Genomic DNA, 20961 nt, shown 5'->3' with positions numbered 1-20961 from the left:
ACAAAAGAAAAGCAAAAGCAGGGACAATAAGCCCATGTTTCAAATTGTTTTGGTTGAACCTGAAATTCCGCCCAACACGGGCAACGTGATTCGCCTGGCGGCCAACACGGGTTGTGCTTTGCACCTCATTGAGCCTTTGGGCTTTTCGATGGAAGACAAGCACATGCGCCGCGCGGGGCTGGACTATCACGAATACGCGCAGGTCAAGCGGCATGCCAATTGGGCAGAATTTTTAGCCACCGAACAACCCAACCTGTCTCGCATGTTTGCGCTGACCACCAAGGGCACGCGCTTTGTCCAAGAGACTGCTTTTCAAAAAGGTGACTGGCTGGTGTTTGGCGCAGAGACGCGCGGTCTTGCGCCCGAACTGCGCGAAAGTTTTGAGCCCGCTAACAGACTGAAACTGCCCATGTTGGAGGGGCAGCGCAGTTTGAATTTGTCCAACAGCGTGGCCGTCACGGTGTATGAGGCTTGGCGGCAAAATGCTTTTGCCATGCCGCAATGACCTCTACTTCTTGATCGACTTAAACGTAATACCGCGCCAGCGTTTCAGCGATGCAAGCGGGTTTTTCTGAGCCCTCGCGCTCTATGCTCATCTCCCATGCGAGCTGTATCCCGTTGCCATCAATGGGCGTTGCACTGAGCAACTTCATGTGCCCGCGTAACTTGCTGCCAACAGGCACAGGCGAGGTAAAGCGAACTTTGTTCAAACCATAGTTGACGCCCATGCGCACATCTTGAATTTTGATGGCGCTCTCGGACAATTTTGGGATGAGTGAGAGGGTTAAGAAACCATGCGCAATCGGTGCGCCGAAGGGGCCTGCTTTGGCTTTCTCCACATCAATGTGAATCCATTGATGGTCGCCTGTGGCATCGGCAAATTGATTGATTTGCGTTTGCGTAATTTCGGTCCAGGGAGAAATTGCAACGGTTTGCCCCACGCATGCGGCAAGTTCTTGGAGTGTTTGGAAAATTTTCATGGCTTGAACTCTAACCATTTGCGGCTCAGAGATCAATCACCACATTCCCCAGTTGACCCGCCTCAACAGCTTCGTGCGCCTGCACAATTTGATCCAAGGTAAACCTAGCGCCAATGGTGTGCTGCAGTTGGCCTGCGGCCAACAACTGGTTCACCCGGTTGACACACCATGTTCTGTCTTGGGGCAACAAGTCATAGACCAAGAAAAATTTCAGACCCAGAGAATTGAACAACAAGGGGCGGAAAGTGAGGGGGATGTCGCCCACCACATTGGAGCCATAGCCAATCAATTGGCCGTGTGGCTTTAAGCCGCCTGTAGTCACCCACTGCGATGCCGTTGCAAAGTCCATGTCAATGATGACATCAACCCCTTGGCCATTGCTGAAGGCTTTCAAGCGTTCAACCACAGGCTCTGTTTTGTACAAAATGGTTTCAACAGCACCCGCGGCTTTGGCATGCGCCGCTTTGGCTTCAGAGCCCACTGTGCCAATCACGTGACCGCCATAGTGCGTTACCATTTGCGTAATGTAATGACCCACTGCCGACGATGCGCCAGTGACCAACACTTTCTTGCCGCGCAATTGTTCATCGCCTGCCAAGTGCACCGCTTGCACAGCGGTCAAACCTGGAATGCCCATGCAGGCACCCGCAGCAAAATCAGTGTTGTCGGGCAACTTCACCGCTTGCGCTTCGGACACCACAATGGCTTCAGAAGCCGTGCCATGCGGACGCTGCCACTGCGCATTCCAAATCCAAACGCGCTCGCCAATGCGCTTTTCAGAAACACCGGCACCCACGGCTTCAATGATGCCAGCGCCATCGCTGTGCGGCACTACCCAGGGGTCAGTCAAAGGTCTGGCGCGGCGCGACTTGACGTCAGATGGATTGACGCCAGAGGTCTTCAGACGAACACACACTTCGCCTGCACCTGGTGCTTGAAGTGGCAAGTCGCCCACCACCATGACATCGCGGGCTTCACCATTTTTCTCATACCTAGCGGCGCGAGTTGTGCGTGCAGTCGTCATGAGATTTTCCTTAGACACGTTCCAAAATGACGGCAATGCCTTGGCCCACGCCAATGCACATCGTGCACAGCGCATAACGGCCACCGGTGGCGTGCAAACGATTGACCGCTGTGGTGGCCAAGCGCGCACCCGATGCACCCAAGGGGTGACCCAAAGCAATGGCGCCGCCCCATGCATTGACGCGCTCGTCGTCGTCCTTCAAACCCAACATGCGCAAAACCGCCAAGCCTTGGGCCGCAAAGGCTTCGTTCAATTCAATCACGTCCAACTGGTCTAGTGTCAAACCGGTTTGGGCCAAGACTTTTAACGTAGCGGGTGCAGGGCCAATGCCCATCACGCGCGGCGCCACGCCGGCTGTCGCCATGCCCACCACACGGGCTTTGGGCGTCAGGCCGTACTTGCCTGCCAGTGTTTCGTTGGCCAACAACAAGGCACATGCGCCATCGTTCACGCCGCTGGCGTTGCCCGCTGTGACGGTGCCATCGGGACGCACCACACCTTTGAGTTTGGCCAAAGATTCCATGCTGGTTTCGCGGGGGTGTTCATCCTTGTCCACCACGATGGCATCGCCCTTCTTTTGCGGAATGGTGACAGCCGTAATTTCACGCGCCAAGTGACCCGCCTTTTGTGCGGCCACGGCTTTCATCTGGCTGCTTAAAGCCATGCGATCTTGGGCTTCGCGTTCAATTTTGTAATCGGTGGCCACGTTTTCGGCGGTCTCTGGCATGGAGTCCACGCCATATTTTTCTTTCATCAATTTGTTGATGAAGCGCCAGCCAATGGTGGTGTCGTACACCGCATTGGCTCGGCTAAAAGCGGACTCTGCCTTGGGCATCACAAAGGGTGCGCGGCTCATGCTTTCAACACCGCCGGCAATCATCAAGCCCGCCTCGCCCGCCTTGATAGCGCGAGCTGCCGTACCCACCGCATCCAAGCCCGAACCGCACAAGCGATTGATCGTGGCGCCCGGCACATCGATGGGCAAACCTGCCAACAAGCTGCTCATGTGCGCCACATTGCGGTTGTCTTCACCCGCTTGGTTGGCATTGCCGTACAACACATCGGTGACCGCGGCCCAATCGACTTGCGGATTGCGCGCCATCAGGGCACGCAATGGAATGGCCCCCAAATCGTCCGTGCGAACGCTGGACAAGGCGCCGCCATATCGACCAAAGGGGGTCCGGATGGCGTCGCAAATGAAGGCTTGGGTGTTGGAGCTGCTCATGGTTTAACTCTTAGTTTGGTTTTTTTAAAGGGTTCAATACTTCAAGAAGCATGCAATATAGTGCATGCAACCTTCAAATTCAAGTGCTAATTCCACTAGGCGACAATTCAGGCATGCTGATACAACCTTCTCAAGCCGATGTGCGCCGATTTTTTTGTGGGGCCTACGCCAAATTCCGCGCAGGCGCCACCATGGAGCCCATCGAAATTCTGGCCAGCCAGTGGATTGAAGAACACCCCGAATACCACGCAGAATTGGCCGATGTAGACGCAGCTTTGGCAGCCATGCAACACATTGACCCCGCCCGCGAGAATCCATTTTTGCACCTCTCGATGCACCTCTCTATTAGCGAGCAATGCAGCATTGATCAGCCACGCGGCATTAGGCAGGCGGTTGAGTTGTTGAGCCACAAGCGGCAGTCTTTGCACGAGGCCCACCACGCCACCATGGAATGCTTAGGCCGCATGATTTTTGAAAGCCAACGCGCGGGCAAAATGCCCGATGGTCAGGTTTACATTGATTGCGTTCAAAGGCACGCGACCAAGGACTGACACCCTTCACAGAAATTTTGCCCACAAAAAAGCCCGCAACAGCGGGCTTTTTGTTGGGTTCAGCCTAGAGGGCTGAATGAAGTGATTTGAATTAACGGAATTTAGACTGTGGCACGGTCTTCAGGTCGCCATCCAAAGAAGCGATGTAAGCAGACAAGGCTTTCAATTCGTTGTTGGTGTATTGCTTGGCAATACCGCCCATCACGCCATTGGCACGGCCCCATGTGGCTTGATTTTCAGTCTTGTATGACTTGAGCGCCACAAACAAGAAGTCTTTGTGCTGACCTGCAATTTTGGGGTAGCTGGGGTCAACAGGCTTGGAGAAGTTCTCGCCGTGGCAAGAAACGCATGCGCCTTTTTTGAGCAACTCAGCCACTTTGGCATCGGCAGGCTTGGCCACTGTGGGGGCTGCACCCTGAACCACGCCGTGTTGGGCGTAATAAGCAGAGATGTCTGCTATGTCTTTGTCAGTAAGGCTGGCAGCAATACCGCGCATGGTGGGGTGCTTGCGGTCGCCTTTTTTGTAGGCATTCAATGAAGAGGCGATGTACTTGGCGTTTTGGCCAGAAATCATGGGGACGCGGTAGACCTCTGGGAAGCTGGCTTGGTAGCCCTTGATACCGTGGCAACCAATGCACATGGCGATTTTGGCTTCGCCGTCTTTGGCGTTACCCTGCGCATCTTGTGCGTGGGCAGAGAAAACGGTCGCTGAAGCGACAGTTAAAGCGATCAATGAGGATAACAAAGCGTTCATTTTGCGAGCACAATCAAACTTGGATTGATGAAAATCAATGCGGGATTATATCGAGTGAGCCTACTCAATTCTGACTTTTCTCACATCAAACAACTTTTAATCTACTTTTGTACCAAATTATGAAATTCCAAGGGACCGAAAACTACGTCGCCACGCAAGATCTGAAGCTGGCTGTCAATGCTGCCATTACTTTGAAGCGCCCCTTATTGGTTAAAGGCGAACCCGGCACCGGCAAAACCATGTTGGCCGAAGAAGTATCCGAAGCCTTGGGTTTAAAACTCATTCAGTGGCACATCAAATCCACCACAAAAGCTCAACAAGGCTTGTACGAGTACGACGCTGTGAGCCGTCTGCGCGACAGCCAGTTGGGCGACGAAAAAGTCAAGAACATCGAAAACTACATCATCAAGGGTGTGCTGTGGCAAGCCTTCACCTCTGAAGAGCCCGTGGCCATTTTGATTGATGAAATTGACAAGGCCGACATTGAGTTTCCAAACGACTTGCTGCGCGAAATTGACCGCATGGAGTTCTATTGCTACGAAACACGTCAGCTGATCAAAGCCAAAACACGCCCCTTGGTGTTCATCACATCGAACAATGAAAAAGAATTGCCCGATGCGTTCTTGCGTCGCTGCTTCTTCCACTACATCAAGTTCCCAGAAGCCGACACCATGAAGCAAATTGTGGATGTGCACTTCCCCAATTTGAAAAAGGAATTGCTCACTGTTGCGTTGAAAAACTTCTACGACGTGCGCGGTTTGCCAGGCCTCAAAAAGAAACCCTCCACCAGCGAACTGCTCGACTGGCTCAAGTTGTTGGTGGCTGAAGACATTCCTTTGGAAGCCTTGCAAAGTGCCGACCAAAAAGTGAGCGTGCCACCACTTGTTGGCGCCTTGCTGAAGAACGAACAAGACGTTAGCTTGTTTGAAAAGCTTGTTTTCATGAACCAACGCAACCGTTAATTCAACATGTCACGCAATTTGCTCGCTGAAGGTTTATCTGATGCCGTAGGTTTTGTGGGCGGCGCCCTGCTGGGCTTTTGGGCAGGCCGCCTGCTTGGCTGGAATATTTTTGCAGCTGGCTACGGCATTGACAGCATTGGCGGCATTTTGTTGGTCGGTTTGGGTGGTGGGTTGGGCTTGCAATTGGCCAGACGTTGGCAAGCCGCGCAAGCCGCACAACCCAAGTCGGACGACGGGACGGATGACAATTCGGCCAAAGACCAGTGATGACAGTGCCCAATCTGTTGACTCAAGCCACGACCTTGCGCGGCCAACATGTCTGCCTGATGCCACTGAGCGCAGCGCATCACGATGACTTGCTTGAAGCGGTCAAGGACGGCGAACTTTGGCGCCATTGGTACACCGCCATTCCTACACCCGACAAAATGGCTTCCGAAATTGAGCGCCGCTTAAGTCTGCAAAAGCAAGGCAGCATGTTGCCCTTCACGGTGCAAGTCAACGGCAAGTCCGTGGGCATGACCACCTACATGAACATAGATGCGGCCAACCTACGTGTTGAGATTGGCTCTACGTGGTATCGGGCTAGCGTGCAACGATCGCCTGTTAACACCGAATGCAAACGTCTGTTACTGGCTTATGCCTTTGAGCAACTTCAATGCAATGCCGTTGAATTTAGAACGCATTACTTCAACCAACAAAGCCGCCGCGCCATTGAGCGCCTGGGCGCCAAGTTGGATGGTGTATTGCGCAACCATCAAATTAACCATCACCCCGATGCCGCGGGCGCCCTGCGTGACACCTGCGTTTACAGCATCCTGAACACCGAGTGGCCTACTGTGAAGGCCCACTTGGATTACCAACTCAGTCGTTCGCGAGAGGCCTGAAGCATGCTGATCGATTTTTTTTACACCCTGCGTGCCGCCAAATTACCGGTGTCTGTGCGCGAATACCTCAACGTCTTGGAGGCCCTTCAAGCCAACGTGGTGGGCCCTGCTTCTGATGCTTGCAGCATCGACGATTTCTATCACCTGAGCCGCACGGTCATGGTCAAAGACGAGAAGCACTACGACAAATTTGACAAGGCCTTTGGCGCCTATTTCAAAGGCGTCGAAATGCTGACCGACTTCACCAAAGAAGTGCCCCTAGATTGGCTCAAGCAAATTTTAGAAAAAGAACTCACGCCCGAGCAAAAAGCCGCCATAGAAAAAATGGGCTGGGACGAGTTGATGGAGACCTTGAAGAAACGTCTCGAAGAACAAAAAGAGCGCCACGAAGGTGGCAACAAATGGATTGGCACAGGCGGCACATCGCCGTTTGGCAATGGCGGACACAACCCCCAAGGCATTCGTATTGGCGGCAAAGGCGGCAACAAAAGCGCCGTCAAAGTGTGGGAACAACGCGCCTACCGCGATTACGACGACACCCAAGAACTGGGCACGCGCAACATCAAAGTAGCATTGCGCCGACTGCGCAAATTTGCACGCGAAGGCTCTGCAGAAGAACTTGATTTGCCCGACACCATTCGCGCTACGGCTGCCAACGCGGGTTACTTAGACATCAAGATGATTCCTGAGCGTCACAACAATGTGAAGGTGTTGTTGCTCATGGACGTGGGCGGCACCATGGACGACCACATTGCGCGCGTAGAGGAATTGTTCTCTGCAGCCAAGGCTGAATTTAAGCACCTTGAGTTCTATTACTTCCACAACTGCGTGTACGACTTTATGTGGAAGAACAACAAACGCCGCTACGCAGAAAAGTTTCCAACCTGGGACATCCTGCGCAAGTACAACAAAGATTACAAACTGATCTTTGTGGGCGACGCCACCATGAGCCCCTACGAAATTTTGCAACCTGGCGGCAGCGTGGAATACAACAACGAAGAGGCCGGTGCAGAGTGGTTACAACGCTTGACGCACACCTTCCCTAAGTTTGCGTGGATTAACCCCGAGCCGCAAGGCGTTTGGCAGTACCGACAGAGCATTGCCGTCATTCAGCAACTCATGAGCAATCGCATGTTTCCGCTCACCCTCAAGGGCTTGGAAGATGCCATGCGCATGATGAGTAAGTAAATTAGACAAAGGAGACACCATGGCCAAGGCATACCTCATTGGACAAGTAACCGTTCACAACCCAGAGGGCTATACCCTCTATTCAAAGCACGTACCCGCCACATTGGCGCAATACGGCGGCAAATATTTGGTCAGAGGTGGCGACTGCACACAGCTCGAAGGCAACGCCCAAGGCAATCGCCGTGTGGTCATTGAATTTGCCAGCCGTGCAGCCGCAGAAACTTGGTACAACAGCCCCGAATACCAAGCCATCGTGCCGCACAGAAAAGCCAATTCAGAAGGTCACATTGCCATTGTGGACGGGTTTGAAGGCTAAAATTCAGCCTCCGCCGCCGTAGTTCAATGGATAGAACGAGTGCCTCCTAAGCGCTAGATACAGGTTCGATTCCTGTCGGAGGCACCAAGTATGGTTAGGCCCTACAAGCCAATTTCAAGTCCATCACTTTTTGACGCAGATCTTGCGACCAACCTCTTCGGTCTCTGCCCGCCGCTACTTCAATCTCACCAAAATTCACAATGGCCCTAAGGCCCGTTGAGTTGAGCGTGCTCCAAATCGACCCCACCAAGGTGTCGTCTCCCACAAACCTGGCCGCCATCGATATTTCACCGGACCTCGAATCCAAATACTGAAGCGCCAATGGCTGAATAGGCGCGTCGCCATCAATGGCAGACTGAATCAGGTTGGCGTGAAAAGGCAACAAGTCGAAACCATCTCCGGTGGTGCCTTCAGGGAAAACAGCCAACACATCACCATCCTTCAAAGCGCCCGCCATTTCCTTCACCATGCGCATAGCATCTTTGCGATTCTCGCGCTCAATGTAGAGCGTGCCAGCACCTGTGGCTAAAGTCCCAATCAAAGGCCATTCACGCAATTCTGATTTGGATACAAAGCGGCAATGCCGAGTCGCATGAATCACCACAATGTCTAACCACGATATGTGATTGCACACCAACAGAGCCGGCCCCAGCAACACAGGCTTGCCGCGCACTTCAAGTTCAATGTCCCAAATGCGCAAAAGCTGCGAGGCCCAAACTTGCACACGGGCTTCACGTTGCTGCGGATTCAGTTGGGGAAACCGAAAGTAAATGGTGAACCAACCCAGCAGCACATGCCATATGCCCCGCAGCAATTTAACAATGACGCGCATGCTTAGGCTTGATACGCCACTAGTCCGCCCACCAAGGTACATTGCACGCGGCCGGGCAAGTCGTAACCCGAGAAGGGTGTGTACTTGCCTTGGCTGCGCAAGTTGGCGGAGGTGACTTGCCAGTGAGCCTCGGCATCCAAAATACACACGTCGGCTTGTGCACCCACTTTCAACTGCCCGATGTCTTTACCCAACACACGAGCTGCTTCGCTGGTGATGGCGGCTATCGCGCGCGGCAGTGGCACTTTGCTGTCTTGCGACCACTTGAGGGCCAAGCTGAGCAACAACTCTAGGCCGGTGGCGCCTGGTTCTGCTTCGGCAAAGGGCAAGGCTTTTTCATCTTCGCTCACAGGGCTGTGATCGGACACCAAGGCGTCGATGGTGCCGTCGGCCAAAGCCTCGCGCAGCGCATCTCTATCGCGTTGTTGACGCAGCGGTGGTGACACGCGCGCGCGGCTGTCGAAGTAACCCACGTCGGCGTCAGTCAGGTGCAATGAGTTGATACTGACATCGCATGTAACCGACAAGCCTTCTGCTTTGGCTTGACGCACCAATGCCACGCCTGCCGCACTGCTGATGCGGCACAGGTGCACATGCGCTTTGATGCTTTTGAGCAGTTCAAAAATGGTGTGCAAAGCAATGGTTTCTGCAGCCACCGGCACGCCAGACAAACCCATGCGTGTGGCCAAGGGGCCGCTTGCAGCAACACCTTTGCCCAAATGCAACTCTTGGGGGCGCAGCCACACGGTGTAGCCAAATGAGTTGGCGTACTGCAATGCACGCTGCAACACTTGAGTATTTTCTAAAGCAACTTCGGCCTGGCTGAAACCGACGCAACCAGCTTCGGTCAGTTGAACCATTTCGGTTAACACTTCGCCTTTGAGGCCGCGTGTTAACGCACCCAGGGGCATCACGTGTGAGCGGTTCAGTTTTTCTGCTTTGAAGCGCAGCATTTCTACCAAGCCAGGTTCGTCCAACACGGGATCTGTGTCGGGCGGACACACCAAGCTGGTGACGCCACCGGCCACAGCTGCGGCCAACTCTGAGTCGAGCATGCCTTCGTGTTCGTGGCCTGGCTCTTTGAGCCTTACGGACAAATCGACCAAACCTGGCATCACAATCAGGCCTTTGGCATCGATGGTTTTTTGCGCTTGAAAATCTGCGGGCGCTTTGCCTATAGCCACAATTTTGCCGGCCGAAATGGCCACATCGGCTACCGTGTCAGTTTTGCTTGCGGGGTCGATCACGCGGCCGCCTTGTATCAAAATTTTCATGGTCTTTGTCTTTCTTCTATTTCTTCTATTTCTTCTAATTAGGCTTCGTTGCCCGCCACGATGCTCATCACGGCCATGCGCACCGCAATACCAAAAGTCACCTGCGGCAAGATCACGCTTTGCGGGCCATCCACCACAGCCGAATCAATTTCTACACCGCGGTTAATCGGGCCCGGGTGCATCACGATGGCATCGGACTTGGCCAGTTGCAGCTTTTCGGGTGTGAGGCCAAAGCGTTTGAAATATTCTTGGCTGGAGGGCAACAAGGCACCGCTCATGCGCTCGTTTTGCAAGCGCAGGGTTATAACCACGTCGCAGTCTTTGATGCCCTCTTCCAAGTTATGGAATACCTTGACACCCATTTGCGCCATGTCGGAAGGCACCAAGGTTTGCGGACCCACCACGCGCACTTCGGCACAGCCCAAAGTGGTCAGCGCATGAATGTCTGACCGCGCCACGCGTGAGTGCAACACGTCACCCACAATGGCCACCGTTAGGTTTGCAAAATCTTTTTTGTAATGGCGAATGGTGTACATGTCGAGCAAACCCTGGGTAGGGTGTGCGTGCCTGCCGTCACCCGCATTGACCACGTGCACATGCGGTGCCACGTGCTGTGCAATGAGGTAAGGCGCACCCGACTCAGAGTGGCGCACCACAAAAATATCGGCTGCCATGGCCGACAAGTTGGCAATGGTATCTAACAGCGATTCGCCTTTAGAAGCAGACGAGCGCGCAATGTCGAGATTAATCACATCGGCCGACAAACGCGTGGCCGCAATTTCAAACGTGGTGCGAGTGCGTGTGCTGTTTTCAAAGAACAAGTTGAAGACGCTCTTGCCGCGCAGCAAGGGCACCTTCTTCACTTCGCGGTCGCTGACGCTCACGAAGTTGGCAGCAGTGTCCAAGATGTGCGTCAGGATGTCGCGCGACAAACCTTCGGTGGACAGCAAGTGAATCAGTTCACCGTTTTTGTTGAGTTGGGGATTGCGTTTGTAGAGCATTGTTATTTTTTCCCTGCTTAGCTGTTTTCTTCTTGAACTTCAAAGCTGAACTGGCCATTGGCCAAGCGGGCCAGCGCCAGCGATTGCGTGTTGGGCAGTGCCACTCTCGCGGCTGCATAGTCGGCTTGAATAGGCAACTGACGGCCACCACGGTCCACCAACACTGCCAAGCGCACATTGGCTGGGCGGCCATAGTCAAACAATTCGTTGATAACCGCGCGAATGGTACGGCCGGTGTAGAGCACATCGTCCAAGATCAACACATCGGCACCTTGAATTTCAAAAGGCAAACTGGTCTGACCGCCAGCCGACAAGCCTCGCTGCGCAAAGTCATCGCGGTGCATGGCCGATGAAATGCTGCCGTGCTTGCCGGTTAAACCTAAATCTTTTTGCAAGCGCTCGGCCAACCAAGCACCGCCAGAAGTGATACCTACCAAACGTGTTTCGGGGGTGCACATGGCACGCACACCGCGCAAGAGTTCGCTGTACAGCGCCTCTGCATTCAAAGCCAATGCACTCAAGGCAGACTCCTTAAAAATTGTTCCAAAATAATGCAAGCCGACGCAGCGTCGGCATCCTTCGCGCCATTTGAGATGGCTTCTGTGGTGCTGTAGCGCTCGTCTACTTCGTACACATTCAAACCAAAGCGGCCGCGCAGTTGTCGCGCAAACTTTTGCGCGCGCAAGGTGTTTTCATGGGCTGCGCCATCGGGGTGAAAAGGCACCCCCACCACCAAGGCGTCGGGGGTCCATTCTTTGATGCGTTTTTCAATGAGCGCAAAACGCGCATCGCCTTCGGCCACCACCGTGGCTTGGGGGGTGGCCTGTCGCAACATGCGATTGCCTACCGCTACGCCAGTGCGCTTCATGCCAAAATCAAAAGCCAAAAAACTCTGCTGCGACGCAGGCACAGAGAGCGCCTGGTCTAGGCTCATGCGTGGCCCGCCACTGTAGACAGCATCCAGGGTTGCAAACCCAGCAAGGCCAGGGCTTTTTCGTAACGCTTCTCGATGGGTGTGTCAAAAATAACGGCCGGGTCGGCTTCGACTGTGAGCCAGCTGTTTTCACCAATTTCTGATTCGAGTTGACCTTCGCCCCAAGAGGCATAGCCCAAGGTGACCAGCACGCGCTTGGGGCCAGAGCCGTTGGACATGGCTTCCAAAACATCTTTGGAAGTGGTCATGGCCAAACCGCCTGGTACGGTCAGGGTGGAGGCATAAATGGACTTGGTTTGCGGAGCTGTTTCATTGGCGGCTGAACCAGAAGAAGCTTCAGAGGCTTCAACGGCTTCAGAGAGCTCAGCGCTTTCAGAATTTTCAGAGTCGGCTTCCAACATGGGCTCGTGCAACACAAACCCACGCTCGGTTTGAACTGGGCCGCCATGCAATACATTGGATTGCAATAGGTCTTCTCGGTGTAGGGGCAACTCGACTTTGTCGAACAAATGCTTCAAACTGAGTTCGCCGGGCTTGTTGATGATCAAGCCCATGGCGCCCCGCTCTGAGTGTTCGCACAAATACACCACGCTCTTGGCAAATACAGGGTCCTCCAAACCGGGCATGGCAATCAAAAAATGATGCGAAAGCAGAGTGGAGGCAAAATCGGCAGACATGTCCCAATTTTAACGGCCTCCAACCCATGCACAAACCCTTTTCTACCGGCTTGGTCTGGTTTCGACGCGATTTACGGGTGGCAGACAATGCCGCGCTGTTCCACGCCCTCAAAAATTGCCACAAAGTGCACTGCGCCTTTGTTTTTGACACCGACATTCTGAAAGAACTGCCCACCCAAGACCGCCGGGTGGCCTTCATTCGAGAATCCTTGGTCGAATTGGACGATTTAATACGTCAAGCCGCGCTCCAAGCAGGCGTCGACGCCAAAGTGGCCAGCCAAAGCGGCCTGATTGTGTTGCATGGCCGCCCCCTCCAAGAAATCCCGAACTTGGTCAAGCAGCTAGAAGCCCAAGCCGTCTTTGCCAACCACGACGATGAGCCGCAGGCACTGGCCCGCGACGCCCAAATCAGGGGCGCCTTGGCCAACGCGGGCGTGGCTTTTCACACCTACAAAGACCACGTGGTGTTTGAACGCCAAGAGGTCCTCACCTTGGCAGGCAACCCCTACACCGTCTTCACACCCTACAAAAACGCTTGGCTCAAAAAAATTCAGCCTCAAGACTTGGCCCCTCACCCCGTGGCCGAGCATGCAGCATCGCTTGCCCCCAGGCCCAAGGCCTACCAAGCAGGCGTGCCCACTCTGCCCGACATCGACTTTGAAGTCATCGACCTTGCGGCGCTGCATTACAAACCTGGTGTATCGGGCGCCCAAGCTTTGCTTCAAGACTTCTTGCACCGCATCGACCGCTACGAAGAAACTCGCAACTTTCCCGCCATCAAAGGCCCTAGTTATTTGAGTGTTCACTTGCGTTTTGGCACCATCTCTATTCGCCAATTGGCCCAAGAGGCCTACCAACGATACAAAACCAGCGAAGGCGCCAGCGTGTGGTTGTCCGAACTTATTTGGCGCGACTTTTACGCCCAAATTTTGGCCAACTTTCCGCACGTAGCACAGCGCAGTTTCAAGGCCGAATACGACCAAATTAAGTGGGACCACGGCCCTCATGGCAAGGCCTTGTTTGCAGCTTGGTGCGAAGGCCGAACTGGCTACCCGCTAGTCGATGCCGCCATGGCCCAAATCAATCAAACGGGTTACATGCACAACCGCCTGCGCATGGTGGTGGCATCATTCCTCACCAAAGACCTCGGGGTCGATTGGCGCTGGGGCGAGAAATACTTTGCCCAGCACCTCATTGACTTTGACTTATCGGCCAACAACGGCGGTTGGCAGTGGGCCAGTTCTAGCGGCTGCGATGCCCAGCCCTATTTCCGAATTTTTAACCCCGTCACGCAAAGCGAAAAATTTGACCCCAAAGGCAAATTCATCAAGCGCTATTTGCCGCAGTTGGCGGGTCTAGAGGGTGCCGACATTCATGCGCCATGGGAAGCCAAGCCCCTGGCTTTGCAGGCGGCCGGCATTACTTTAGGAAAAGACTATCCCTTGCCCGTGGTCAATCACGCAGAGGCCCGAGAGACTACATTGGCGCGTTACGCCGTGGTGAAAAAAATCGCTTAAGACAGCCTGCAAGGCTGTCGAAGCTGGCCTTGGATAGCCTTAGATGGCCACCATTTCAAAGTCTTCTTTGCGAGCGCCGCACTCTGGACAAGTCCAGTTCATGGGCACATCGGCCCAGGCAGTGCCGGGGGCAATGCCGTCTTCAGGACAACCAGCGGCCTCGTCGTAAATCCAGCCGCAAATTAAGCACATCCAAGTTTTAGTATCAGTCACAGAGTGTCACCAGTGTCGAATAGAATGAAATGATTGTATCGGGCTTGACTGTAACCCATGACCACACCTTTACCGCCGTCAGAACTGCCAGAGGAAACCCTCGAAGGCGAAGAAGAAGCCAGCATTGCTTGCGTATTGGTGTTCAATGCCTCCGATCCCAGTGGTTCTAGCGGCATCAGTGCCGATGTTTTGGCCATTGCCTCAGTAGGTGCCCACGCCCTGCCCGTTCTGACGGGCGCTTACGCCCGCGACTCCGCCCAAATTTTTGATTTCTTTCCCCTAGACGAAGAAGCTGTGGGCGATCAAGCGCGGGCCGTTCTAGAAGACATTCCCCCGCAGGTCATCAAAGTTGGCTTTGCCGGCAGTGCCGAAAACATCAGCATCATTGCCGAACTCACCGCCGACTACGACGGCGTGCCGGTGGTAGCGTACATGCCCAACTTGTCTTGGTGGGAAGACGACCAAATCGACCAGTACCTCGACGCCTTCCGAGAACTGCTGTTGCCTCAAACCAGTATCTTGGTGGGCCATCACAGCACCTTGCGCCGTTGGTTGTTACCCGACTGGGCCAGCGACAAAAATCCAGGCCCGCGCGACATCGCCAAAGCCGCTTCAGAGTTGGGCGTGCCCTACACCCTGGTCACTGGCATCACCCTGAACGACCAACACATTGATAACGTCTTGGCCACCCCCGAAACGGTGGTGGGACACGAAAAGTTTGAGCGCATTGAAGCCGTTTTCAGTGGTGCAGGCGAAACACTTTCTGCCGCACTGGCTGCTTTAATTGCTACAGGGCTTGATTTATCAGCAGCCACAAGCGAAGCTCTGCATTATTTAGACCGCTGCTTAGACGAGGGCTTTCGCCCTGGCATGGGCAAAGTCATTCCCGACCGCCTGTTTTGGGCACTGCCAGATACCGAAGACGATGAGTCTGAGGAAGATGGCCCAGACATGAACGCCGATTTTTTTGAGATGCCAATCAATGACACAAAACACTGACCTGAACGACACCCTGTTTGAACGCGCCCGCAAAGTGATTCCTGGCGGCGTCAATTCACCTGTGCGCGCATTTCGCGCCGTCGGTGGCACTCCGCGTTTTGTGAAGCGCGCTGAAGGCGCTTACTTTTGGGATGCCAATGGCAAAAAGTACATCGACTACATCGGCTCTTGGGGCCCTATGATTTTGGGTCACGGCCATCCTGCCGTTTTGGAAGCTGTGCAAAAAGCGGCCTTAGACGGCTTCTCTTTTGGTGCTCCCACCGAGCGCGAAGTCGAGTTGGTCGAAGCCCTGCTCAAATTGGTCCCGTCCATGGACATGGTGCGCTTGGTTAGCTCGGGCACCGAAGCCGGCATGAGCGCCTTGCGCTTGGCCCGTGGCGCCACAGGCCGCAGCAAGATCATCAAGTTTGAAGGCTGCTATCACGGGCATGCCGATGCTTTATTGGTCAAAGCCGGTTCGGGCTTGGCCACCTTTGGCAACCCCACCAGCGCAGGCGTACCGCCCGAAGTGGTGCAACACACATTGGTGCTCGAGTACAACAACATCGAGCAACTGGAAGACGCTTTCAAAATTCATGGCAACGAATTGGCCTGCCTGATGATTGAACCCATTGCGGGCAACATGAACTTTGTGCGCGCCAGCGTGCCTTTTATGAAACGCTGCCGCGAGTTGTGCAGCCAATACGGCGCACTGCTGGTGTTTGACGAAGTGATGACCGGTTGCCGCGTGGCCTTGGGCAGCGCGCAAAGCGTTTATGCCAAAAGCATTCCTGGCTTCGAGCCCGACATGACGGTCATGGGCAAAGTGATTGGCGGCGGCATGCCTTTGGCAGCCTTCGGTGGCAAGCGCGCCGTCATGGAACAACTGGCGCCTTTGGGCCCTGTGTACCAAGCCGGCACTTTGAGTGGCAACCCTGTGGCCACGGCATGCGGCTTGGCCACCTTGGCCGAAATTAGCAAGCCTGGTTTCTTTGATGCTTTGAGTGCTCGAACTCGTTCATTGGTCGACGGTCTGTCGGCTGCTGCAACGGCAGAAGGCGTACCTTTTGCAGGCGACTGCGAAGGCGGTATGTTTGGCTTCTTCTTGTTGCCCACCTTGCCCAGCAACTATCCACAAGTGATGAAAACCGATGGCAGCAAGTTCAACACCTTGTTCCACGGCTTGCTTGATCGCGGCGTGTACATTGCCCCTGCGCTTTACGAAGCTGGCTTTGTAAGCGGCGCTCACACGGCGCAAGACATTGCCGATACGGTCAGTGCTGCAAGAGAAATTTTCAAAGCGCTTTAAACCAAACCGCTTGATACAAAAAAGGGCTCAGTTCATTAACTAGAGCCCTTTTTCTTTGCTGGTTAAGAAGCCATCAGTGACGGAAATGGCGCACACCCGAGAACACCATGGCCACACCGCGCTCATCGGCGGCAGCAATCACCTCGTTGTCGCGCATCGAGCCACCGGGCTGAATGACGCAATTGGCGCCTGCGTCCACCACCACATCCAAACCATCGCGGAACGGGAAGAACGCATCACTGGCCACCACGGTGTTTTGCAAACTCAAACCCGCATGACCGGCTTTGATGCTGGCAATGCGTGCTGAATCCAAACGGCTCATTTGGCCGGCACCTACACCCATGGTCATGCCATTGGCGCAGAACACAATGGCGTTACTCTTGACGTACTTGGCCACTTTCCAAGCAAACAGCAAGTCTTGCAGCTGCGTAGGTGAAGGCTGCACTTTGGTGACCACTTTAAGGTCGGCCAATTGCAACTCGTGGTTGTCGGCGGTTTGAATGAGCAAACCAGAACCCACGCGCTTGATGTCTTGCGCATTGCGGCCTTGTTCAAAAGGCGTGCCGCCTGCTTTGAACTCGGGCAAGGCAATTTGCAACACGCGAACATTGGCTTTGGCTTTAAAAATTTCCACCGCTTCGGGCGAGTAAGCCGGTGCCATCAGCACTTCGACAAACTGCTTGCTAATTTGCTGCGCAGCGGCTGCGTCCACAATGCGGTTCAGCGCAATGATGCCGCCAAACGCAGAGGTTGGATCGGTTTGGAAAGCTTTGCTATAGGACTCGAGGGCATTGGCACCGACGGCCACACCGCAAGGATTGGCGTGCTTCACGATGACGCATGCCGATTCTGTGAAGCTCTTGACGCATTCCCAAGCCGCATCTGCATCGGCAATGTTGTTGTACGACAGTTCTTTGCCTTGCAATTGCACAGCGGTGACCAACGAGCCAGGCGCTGGGTACAGGTCGCGATAGAACGCGGCTGTTTGATGCGGATTCTCGCCGTATCGCAAGTCTTGCAACTTGACAAAGCGGCCATTGGACTGCGCTGGATATTCGGTGCGCGTGCCGTCTTCCAAGTTGTACGAAGACAAGTAGTCGCTGATGGCCGCATCGTAATTGCTGATGCGATTGAAGGCAGCCACAGACAAAGCAAAACGAGTTTTGTCAGACACTTTGCCGCTGGACTTGAGCTCTTCAATGACAGTAGGGTATTGCGATGCATCGGTGAGCACGGCCACGTCTTTCCAGTTCTTGGCCGCACTGCGCACCATGGCAGGACCACCAATGTCGATGTTTTCAATGGCGTCTTCTAAAGTGCAACCGGGCTTGGCCACGGTGGCTTCGAAGGGGTACAAATTGACGATGAGCAAATCGATGGTTTGAATGCCGTGCTCTTTTAAAGCCGCCATGTGCTCGGGCACATCGCGACGCGCCAGCAGACCACCATGCACTTTGGGATGCAAAGTTTTAACGCGGCCATCCAGCATTTCTGGAAACTCAGTCACTTGCGCCACTTCGGTCACGGGCAAGCCTTGCTCGGCCAGCAACTTGGCGGTGCCACCGGTGGACACCAACTCCACCTTGAGTGCATGCAGCGCTTTGGCCAGCTCAACGATGCCAGTTTTGTCGGAAACAGAAATGAGTGCTTTCATTTTTTTACTTCAAAAGTTTGTGATCTAAAAGTTTTTTACGCAGCGTGTTGCGGTTCAAGCCGAGCCACTCCGCAGCGCGCGATTGATTTTGCTCAGCGCGTTGCATCACCACTTCTAGCAAAGGTTTTTCTACGGCATTCAGCAGCATGTCGTACATGCCGTGAGGTTCTACGCCATTCATGTCGTGAAAGTAAGCATTCAAACTATCACGGATGCATTCATCAATTTTCTTCTTGCTCATTCCATCGTCTCCAAAGCCATTTCAGGGCGAATGCCTGCAACAGCCTGAGGCATGCGCTCTATGCGCGCTGCCATCTCTTCAAAAAAATCGGCCACTGCACGAGATTGCATCTCGGCGGTTTCCAAAGTGTTCATGTGGTCTCTAAATTCATCGCCACCCGGCAAATCACGCACATACCAACCAATGTGTTTGCGCGCAGAACGCACCCCGGTCAGCTCGCCATAGAGGCCGTAGTGATCTTGCAAATGTTCCAGCAAAGCGCGCCTCACTTCTGCTACCAAGGGCGGGGCCAAGTGTTCGCCCGTGGCCAGGAAATGCACAATTTCGCGAAAGATCCAAGGACGACCTTGCGCAGCACGTCCCACCATCAACGCATCGGCGCCGGTGTACTTTAAAACTTGCAATGCCTTTTCGGGGGAGTCAATGTCGCCATTGGCCACCACAGGAATATTGAGGGCAGCTTTGACGGCGGCTACGGTGTCGTATTCGGCAAAGCCTTTGTAACCTTGCTCGCGCGTGCGGCCATGCACCGTCACCATTTGAATGCCGACGCTTTCAAAAGCCTTGGCCAAGACCAAAGCGTTCTTTTCTGTGTCGCACCAACCGGTGCGCATCTTTAAGGTGACAGGTACACCGCGGGGCGCACATGCGGCCACCACAGCTTCAGCAATTTCGATGGCCAAGCTTTCGTTTTGCATCAGCGCAGAACCCGCCCATTTGTTGCACACCTTTTTGGCGGGGCAACCCATGTTGATGTCAATGATCTGCGCACCTTGGTCAATGTTGTAAGCCGCAGCCTCGGCCATCATGGGTGCATCGGTGCCCGCAATTTGAACGGCAATGGGCCCCGGCTCACCCTCGTGATTGGCGCGGCGCGAGGTTTTCAGACTCTTCCACAAATCTTTGCGCGAGGTGACCATTTCGCTCACGGCATAACCCGCACCAAACTGTCGGCACAGTTGGCGAAAAGGCCGATCTGTGACACCCGCCATGGGCGCCACAAAAACAGCATTGGGTAAGACGTAGGGTCCGATTTGCATGGACTAGGAAGGAAGAGAAGAAAGGGCAGGCTGCTTAAAAAGGAGGCACGATTGTATTGCCTATTTTTTAGGCAAGGGAATTATTTTGAAAGAAATTTCAAAATAGAAACCTTTGGCTACACTCTGGAGCAAATGGAAGCATGGTTCACACCTTACATCACGCAATTGCTGGCTTGGCTGGCTTTACCCGAACACGGTTTGTCTACCGTGTTTGTGATCTCTTTCATTTCTGCCACCCTGCTACCTTTAGGCTCTGAGCCTGCGGTCTTTGGGCTTGTCAAAATAAATCCCGATTTATTTTGGGCAGCCATCTTTGTGGCCACCATTGGCAACACCTTGGGCGGGGTGGTCAGTTGGTGGATGGGTTATGGCACGCACCACGCCATCGATCGGCTGCGCCAAAAGAAAATAGTTAACGGTGAATCAGTCAGCTTGAATGACAAAATGAACTCACGCGCGCTTCAATGGTTAGAACGCATGGGCCCCAAAGCCTGTCTGCTGTCCTGGTTACCAGGCGTAGGCGATCCGCTGTGTGCTGTAGCCGGTTGGCTCAAAATGCCGCTTTGGCCCTGTGCCGTTTATATGGCCATCGGCAAATTGATGCGCTATGTGGTGATGACGAGTTTGTTAATGTGGGTTTTTTAAAGTTCAACTAGCGCAACACCAACAAAGTTGCCACAAAAATCAAGAAGGCCAGCAGCACTTTCCTGAACGCGTCTTCACTGAGCCGATGCCTTAGCTTTTGCCCAATGGTCAAACCTACTGCCATGGGAACCAATGCCAAAACGGAGTAACCCAGATCAACGGTTTCCATTCGACCAAAACTGAACATGGCCAAATACAAAGGCCATGCTGCATTGAGATAAATGATACTGATAGCACCCACAAACTCGTCTCTTTGCATCTTCAAAGACATGGTGTAGCTAATCAGAATAGGTCCCATTAGAGACGAAACACCACCCAATAAACCTGAAGTTGCGCCAACCAACGCACCCACCCATTTTTCACGCTCGGGCGGTATATTGAAACTGGGTTTGAACAACATGGCGACCACAGCCAACACCACAGCAAAGGCAACCAACATGTTGAGTTGCTTGACACTGAAATCCAAAGTCCATTGAACCGCCAAGACCGTCATCATGCCCTGCGTCACCATGAGGGGCCAAAAACGTTTGACGCTGGCTTTCCAATTACCTTCTTGCCAAGCTTGCCAAATATTGGACACCAAAACGGGCACCGCCACCAATGCAATGGCCTGGGTGCTACCAATCATGAGCGACATGATAGGGACAGCAAACAAGGGCAAGCCCACACCCAAGGTGCCCTTGACAAGGCCGCCCAGCATAATGGCCAGCGCGCAAGCCGCAGCGATCAGCACCCCATCGGGGCTGAGAAGAAAATCCATGT

At 53.9% G+C, this 20961-nt stretch carries 26 protein-coding genes and 1 tRNA gene; 12 read left to right on the top strand and 15 right to left on the bottom strand.

All coding sequences use genetic code 11. The features are described 5' to 3' along the window. The first annotated feature begins 34 nt into the window (after window positions 1-34). Complete coding sequence (gene trmL / locus AMM03_RS13575; RefSeq protein WP_090132474.1) at window positions 35-505, top strand: tRNA (uridine(34)/cytosine(34)/5-carboxymethylaminomethyluridine(34)-2'-O)-methyltransferase TrmL; 471 nt, start codon at window positions 35-37, stop codon at window positions 503-505. Between the two features lie 19 nt (window positions 506-524). Here the strand turns inward: trmL and AMM03_RS13570 are convergent, their stop codons facing one another. From AMM03_RS13570 to pcaF, 3 genes are read right to left on the bottom strand one after another with little or no spacing between them, the layout of a single operon-like run. Continuing rightward, entirely contained in the window at window positions 525-980 is a 456-nt protein-coding gene (locus AMM03_RS13570; protein ID WP_090132507.1) for a MaoC family dehydratase, read from the bottom strand. Window positions 981-1005: 25 nt separating this feature from the next. Next, complete coding sequence (locus AMM03_RS13565; RefSeq protein WP_090132473.1) at window positions 1006-2004, bottom strand: NADPH:quinone reductase; 999 nt, start codon at window positions 2002-2004, stop codon at window positions 1006-1008. A gap of 10 nt (window positions 2005-2014) precedes the next feature. Next, the gene (pcaF, locus tag AMM03_RS13560) at window positions 2015-3229 is read right to left on the bottom strand and encodes a 3-oxoadipyl-CoA thiolase (protein ID WP_090132471.1); all 1215 of its coding nucleotides are present in this window, start codon (window positions 3227-3229) and stop codon (window positions 2015-2017) included. A 116-nt stretch (window positions 3230-3345) separates the two neighbouring features. Here pcaF and AMM03_RS13555 point away from each other — a divergent pair, with 116 nt between their 5' ends. Beyond that, window positions 3346-3780 (top strand): DUF1841 family protein, encoded by a 435-nt coding sequence (locus AMM03_RS13555; protein ID WP_194942909.1) that lies wholly within the window; start codon window positions 3346-3348, stop codon window positions 3778-3780. A 91-nt stretch (window positions 3781-3871) separates the two neighbouring features. On the opposite strand, the gene AMM03_RS13550 is transcribed toward AMM03_RS13555, so the two are convergent. Next, the gene (locus AMM03_RS13550) at window positions 3872-4534 is read right to left on the bottom strand and encodes a c-type cytochrome (RefSeq protein ID WP_090132469.1); all 663 of its coding nucleotides are present in this window, start codon (window positions 4532-4534) and stop codon (window positions 3872-3874) included. A 119-nt stretch (window positions 4535-4653) separates the two neighbouring features. On the opposite strand from AMM03_RS13550, the gene AMM03_RS13545 reads away from it, so the two are divergent. From AMM03_RS13545 to AMM03_RS13520, 6 genes are all read left to right on the top strand, one after another. Further along, the gene (locus AMM03_RS13545) at window positions 4654-5496 is read left to right on the top strand and encodes an AAA family ATPase (protein WP_090132467.1); all 843 of its coding nucleotides are present in this window, start codon (window positions 4654-4656) and stop codon (window positions 5494-5496) included. A gap of 6 nt (window positions 5497-5502) precedes the next feature. Then, complete coding sequence (locus AMM03_RS13540) at window positions 5503-5763, top strand: hypothetical protein (protein WP_090132465.1); 261 nt, start codon at window positions 5503-5505, stop codon at window positions 5761-5763. After that, a complete protein-coding gene (locus AMM03_RS13535) occupies window positions 5763-6380 on the top strand; it encodes a GNAT family N-acetyltransferase (protein ID WP_090132464.1) in 618 nt (205 codons plus the stop codon). The genes AMM03_RS13540 and AMM03_RS13535 overlap by 1 nt, the downstream gene beginning before the upstream one ends. A gap of 3 nt (window positions 6381-6383) precedes the next feature. Then, a complete protein-coding gene (locus tag AMM03_RS13530) occupies window positions 6384-7568 on the top strand; it encodes a vWA domain-containing protein (protein ID WP_090132462.1) in 1185 nt (394 codons plus the stop codon). Between the two features lie 19 nt (window positions 7569-7587). Beyond that, window positions 7588-7884 carry a DUF1330 domain-containing protein gene (locus AMM03_RS13525; RefSeq protein WP_090132460.1) on the top strand — a complete coding sequence of 99 codons (297 nt, stop codon included), beginning with the start codon at window positions 7588-7590 and terminating at the stop codon, window positions 7882-7884. Window positions 7885-7896: 12 nt separating this feature from the next. Further along, a tRNA-Arg gene (locus AMM03_RS13520) sits at window positions 7897-7971 on the top strand. 7 nt (window positions 7972-7978) lie between these two features. Here the strand turns inward: AMM03_RS13520 and AMM03_RS13515 are convergent. The 6 genes from AMM03_RS13515 to AMM03_RS13490 are packed head-to-tail and all read right to left on the bottom strand — an operon-like array spanning window position 7979 to window position 12602. After that, window positions 7979-8716, bottom strand: a complete 738-nt coding sequence (locus AMM03_RS13515; protein WP_090132458.1) for a lysophospholipid acyltransferase family protein — start codon at window positions 8714-8716, stop codon at window positions 7979-7981. 2 nt (window positions 8717-8718) lie between these two features. Next, window positions 8719-9990 carry a dihydroorotase gene (locus tag AMM03_RS13510; RefSeq protein ID WP_090132456.1) on the bottom strand — a complete coding sequence of 424 codons (1272 nt, stop codon included), beginning with the start codon at window positions 9988-9990 and terminating at the stop codon, window positions 8719-8721. Window positions 9991-10028: 38 nt separating this feature from the next. Beyond that, window positions 10029-10991 (bottom strand): aspartate carbamoyltransferase catalytic subunit, encoded by a 963-nt coding sequence (locus AMM03_RS13505; RefSeq protein ID WP_090132454.1) that lies wholly within the window; start codon window positions 10989-10991, stop codon window positions 10029-10031. 17 nt (window positions 10992-11008) lie between these two features. Continuing rightward, window positions 11009-11512: a bifunctional pyr operon transcriptional regulator/uracil phosphoribosyltransferase PyrR gene (pyrR, locus tag AMM03_RS13500; RefSeq protein WP_090132452.1), complete on the bottom strand. Its 504-nt coding sequence runs from the start codon at window positions 11510-11512 to the stop codon at window positions 11009-11011. Continuing rightward, window positions 11509-11925 carry a Holliday junction resolvase RuvX gene (gene ruvX / locus AMM03_RS13495; protein ID WP_090132451.1) on the bottom strand — a complete coding sequence of 139 codons (417 nt, stop codon included), beginning with the start codon at window positions 11923-11925 and terminating at the stop codon, window positions 11509-11511. The genes pyrR and ruvX overlap by 4 nt, the downstream gene beginning before the upstream one ends. Next, on the bottom strand, window positions 11922-12602 hold the full coding sequence (locus AMM03_RS13490) for a YqgE/AlgH family protein (RefSeq protein WP_090132449.1): 681 nt from the start codon (window positions 12600-12602) through the stop codon (window positions 11922-11924). Before AMM03_RS13490 ends, ruvX begins: the two co-directional genes overlap by 4 nt. Before the next feature lie 26 nt (window positions 12603-12628). Between AMM03_RS13490 and AMM03_RS13485 the strand changes: the two genes are divergently transcribed. Then, window positions 12629-14119, top strand: coding sequence for a cryptochrome/photolyase family protein (locus tag AMM03_RS13485; protein WP_090132447.1), 1491 nt, complete (start codon window positions 12629-12631; stop codon window positions 14117-14119). 39 nt (window positions 14120-14158) lie between these two features. Here AMM03_RS13485 and AMM03_RS13480 read toward each other — a convergent pair whose 3' ends face one another. Continuing rightward, window positions 14159-14311, bottom strand: a complete 153-nt coding sequence (locus AMM03_RS13480; protein ID WP_055361413.1) for a rubredoxin — start codon at window positions 14309-14311, stop codon at window positions 14159-14161. A gap of 78 nt (window positions 14312-14389) precedes the next feature. Between AMM03_RS13480 and AMM03_RS13475 the strand changes: the two genes are divergently transcribed. Both AMM03_RS13475 and hemL read left to right on the top strand, forming a co-directional pair. Beyond that, window positions 14390-15331, top strand: coding sequence for a bifunctional hydroxymethylpyrimidine kinase/phosphomethylpyrimidine kinase (locus AMM03_RS13475; protein ID WP_090132445.1), 942 nt, complete (start codon window positions 14390-14392; stop codon window positions 15329-15331). Beyond that, a complete protein-coding gene (gene hemL, locus AMM03_RS13470; protein ID WP_090132443.1) occupies window positions 15315-16619 on the top strand; it encodes a glutamate-1-semialdehyde 2,1-aminomutase in 1305 nt (434 codons plus the stop codon). The genes AMM03_RS13475 and hemL overlap by 17 nt, the downstream gene beginning before the upstream one ends. 73 nt (window positions 16620-16692) lie before the next feature. Here hemL and purH read toward each other — a convergent pair whose 3' ends face one another. The 3 genes from purH to dusB are packed head-to-tail and all read right to left on the bottom strand — an operon-like array spanning window position 16693 to window position 19554. Then, complete coding sequence (purH, locus tag AMM03_RS13465) at window positions 16693-18273, bottom strand: bifunctional phosphoribosylaminoimidazolecarboxamide formyltransferase/IMP cyclohydrolase (protein ID WP_090132441.1); 1581 nt, start codon at window positions 18271-18273, stop codon at window positions 16693-16695. Window positions 18274-18277: 4 nt separating this feature from the next. Continuing rightward, complete coding sequence (locus tag AMM03_RS13460) at window positions 18278-18514, bottom strand: Fis family transcriptional regulator (protein WP_090132438.1); 237 nt, start codon at window positions 18512-18514, stop codon at window positions 18278-18280. Further along, entirely contained in the window at window positions 18511-19554 is a 1044-nt protein-coding gene (gene dusB, locus AMM03_RS13455) for a tRNA dihydrouridine synthase DusB (protein ID WP_090132436.1), read from the bottom strand. Before dusB ends, AMM03_RS13460 begins: the two co-directional genes overlap by 4 nt. 132 nt (window positions 19555-19686) lie before the next feature. On the opposite strand from dusB, the gene AMM03_RS13450 reads away from it, so the two are divergent. Beyond that, a complete protein-coding gene (locus AMM03_RS13450; RefSeq protein WP_090132434.1) occupies window positions 19687-20199 on the top strand; it encodes a YqaA family protein in 513 nt (170 codons plus the stop codon). 7 nt (window positions 20200-20206) lie between these two features. Here AMM03_RS13450 and AMM03_RS13445 read toward each other — a convergent pair whose 3' ends face one another. Continuing rightward, window positions 20207-20959: a sulfite exporter TauE/SafE family protein gene (locus tag AMM03_RS13445; RefSeq protein ID WP_090132432.1), complete on the bottom strand. Its 753-nt coding sequence runs from the start codon at window positions 20957-20959 to the stop codon at window positions 20207-20209. Window positions 20960-20961 lie beyond the last annotated feature (2 nt).

This window comes from Limnohabitans sp. Rim11 (genome assembly GCF_001269365.1).
In the GTDB taxonomy this organism is placed as follows: Bacteria; Pseudomonadota; Gammaproteobacteria; order Burkholderiales; family Burkholderiaceae_C; genus Limnohabitans_A.
Note: the sequence above shows the minus strand (reverse complement) of the source record. Positions and strands in the feature narration are given on the sequence as shown.

Coding starts and splice junctions, on each gene's coding strand:
- AMM03_RS13550 (WP_090132469.1), bottom strand. CDS start 4,534: ATGAACGCTTTGTTATCCTCATTGATCGCTTTAACTGTCGCTTCAGCG.
- ruvX (WP_090132451.1), bottom strand. CDS start 11,925: ATGAGCCTAGACCAGGCGCTCTCTGTGCCTGCGTCGCAGCAGAGTTTT.
- hemL (WP_090132443.1), top strand. CDS start 15,315: ATGACACAAAACACTGACCTGAACGACACCCTGTTTGAACGCGCCCGC.
- AMM03_RS13480 (WP_055361413.1), bottom strand. CDS start 14,311: ATGTGCTTAATTTGCGGCTGGATTTACGACGAGGCCGCTGGTTGTCCT.
- AMM03_RS13450 (WP_090132434.1), top strand. CDS start 19,687: ATGGAAGCATGGTTCACACCTTACATCACGCAATTGCTGGCTTGGCTG.
- AMM03_RS13525 (WP_090132460.1), top strand. CDS start 7,588: ATGGCCAAGGCATACCTCATTGGACAAGTAACCGTTCACAACCCAGAG.
- AMM03_RS13570 (WP_090132507.1), bottom strand. CDS start 980: ATGAAAATTTTCCAAACACTCCAAGAACTTGCCGCATGCGTGGGGCAA.
- AMM03_RS13530 (WP_090132462.1), top strand. CDS start 6,384: ATGCTGATCGATTTTTTTTACACCCTGCGTGCCGCCAAATTACCGGTG.
- AMM03_RS13475 (WP_090132445.1), top strand. CDS start 14,390: ATGACCACACCTTTACCGCCGTCAGAACTGCCAGAGGAAACCCTCGAA.
- pcaF (WP_090132471.1), bottom strand. CDS start 3,229: ATGAGCAGCTCCAACACCCAAGCCTTCATTTGCGACGCCATCCGGACC.
- AMM03_RS13460 (WP_090132438.1), bottom strand. CDS start 18,514: ATGAGCAAGAAGAAAATTGATGAATGCATCCGTGATAGTTTGAATGCT.
- AMM03_RS13510 (WP_090132456.1), bottom strand. CDS start 9,990: ATGAAAATTTTGATACAAGGCGGCCGCGTGATCGACCCCGCAAGCAAA.
- AMM03_RS13515 (WP_090132458.1), bottom strand. CDS start 8,716: ATGCGCGTCATTGTTAAATTGCTGCGGGGCATATGGCATGTGCTGCTG.
- AMM03_RS13490 (WP_090132449.1), bottom strand. CDS start 12,602: ATGTCTGCCGATTTTGCCTCCACTCTGCTTTCGCATCATTTTTTGATT.
- AMM03_RS13445 (WP_090132432.1), bottom strand. CDS start 20,959: ATGGATTTTCTTCTCAGCCCCGATGGGGTGCTGATCGCTGCGGCTTGC.
- AMM03_RS13505 (WP_090132454.1), bottom strand. CDS start 10,991: ATGCTCTACAAACGCAATCCCCAACTCAACAAAAACGGTGAACTGATT.
- AMM03_RS13565 (WP_090132473.1), bottom strand. CDS start 2,004: ATGACGACTGCACGCACAACTCGCGCCGCTAGGTATGAGAAAAATGGT.
- AMM03_RS13545 (WP_090132467.1), top strand. CDS start 4,654: ATGAAATTCCAAGGGACCGAAAACTACGTCGCCACGCAAGATCTGAAG.
- trmL (WP_090132474.1), top strand. CDS start 35: ATGTTTCAAATTGTTTTGGTTGAACCTGAAATTCCGCCCAACACGGGC.
- AMM03_RS13485 (WP_090132447.1), top strand. CDS start 12,629: ATGCACAAACCCTTTTCTACCGGCTTGGTCTGGTTTCGACGCGATTTA.
- dusB (WP_090132436.1), bottom strand. CDS start 19,554: ATGCAAATCGGACCCTACGTCTTACCCAATGCTGTTTTTGTGGCGCCC.
- AMM03_RS13535 (WP_090132464.1), top strand. CDS start 5,763: ATGACAGTGCCCAATCTGTTGACTCAAGCCACGACCTTGCGCGGCCAA.
- AMM03_RS13540 (WP_090132465.1), top strand. CDS start 5,503: ATGTCACGCAATTTGCTCGCTGAAGGTTTATCTGATGCCGTAGGTTTT.
- purH (WP_090132441.1), bottom strand. CDS start 18,273: ATGAAAGCACTCATTTCTGTTTCCGACAAAACTGGCATCGTTGAGCTG.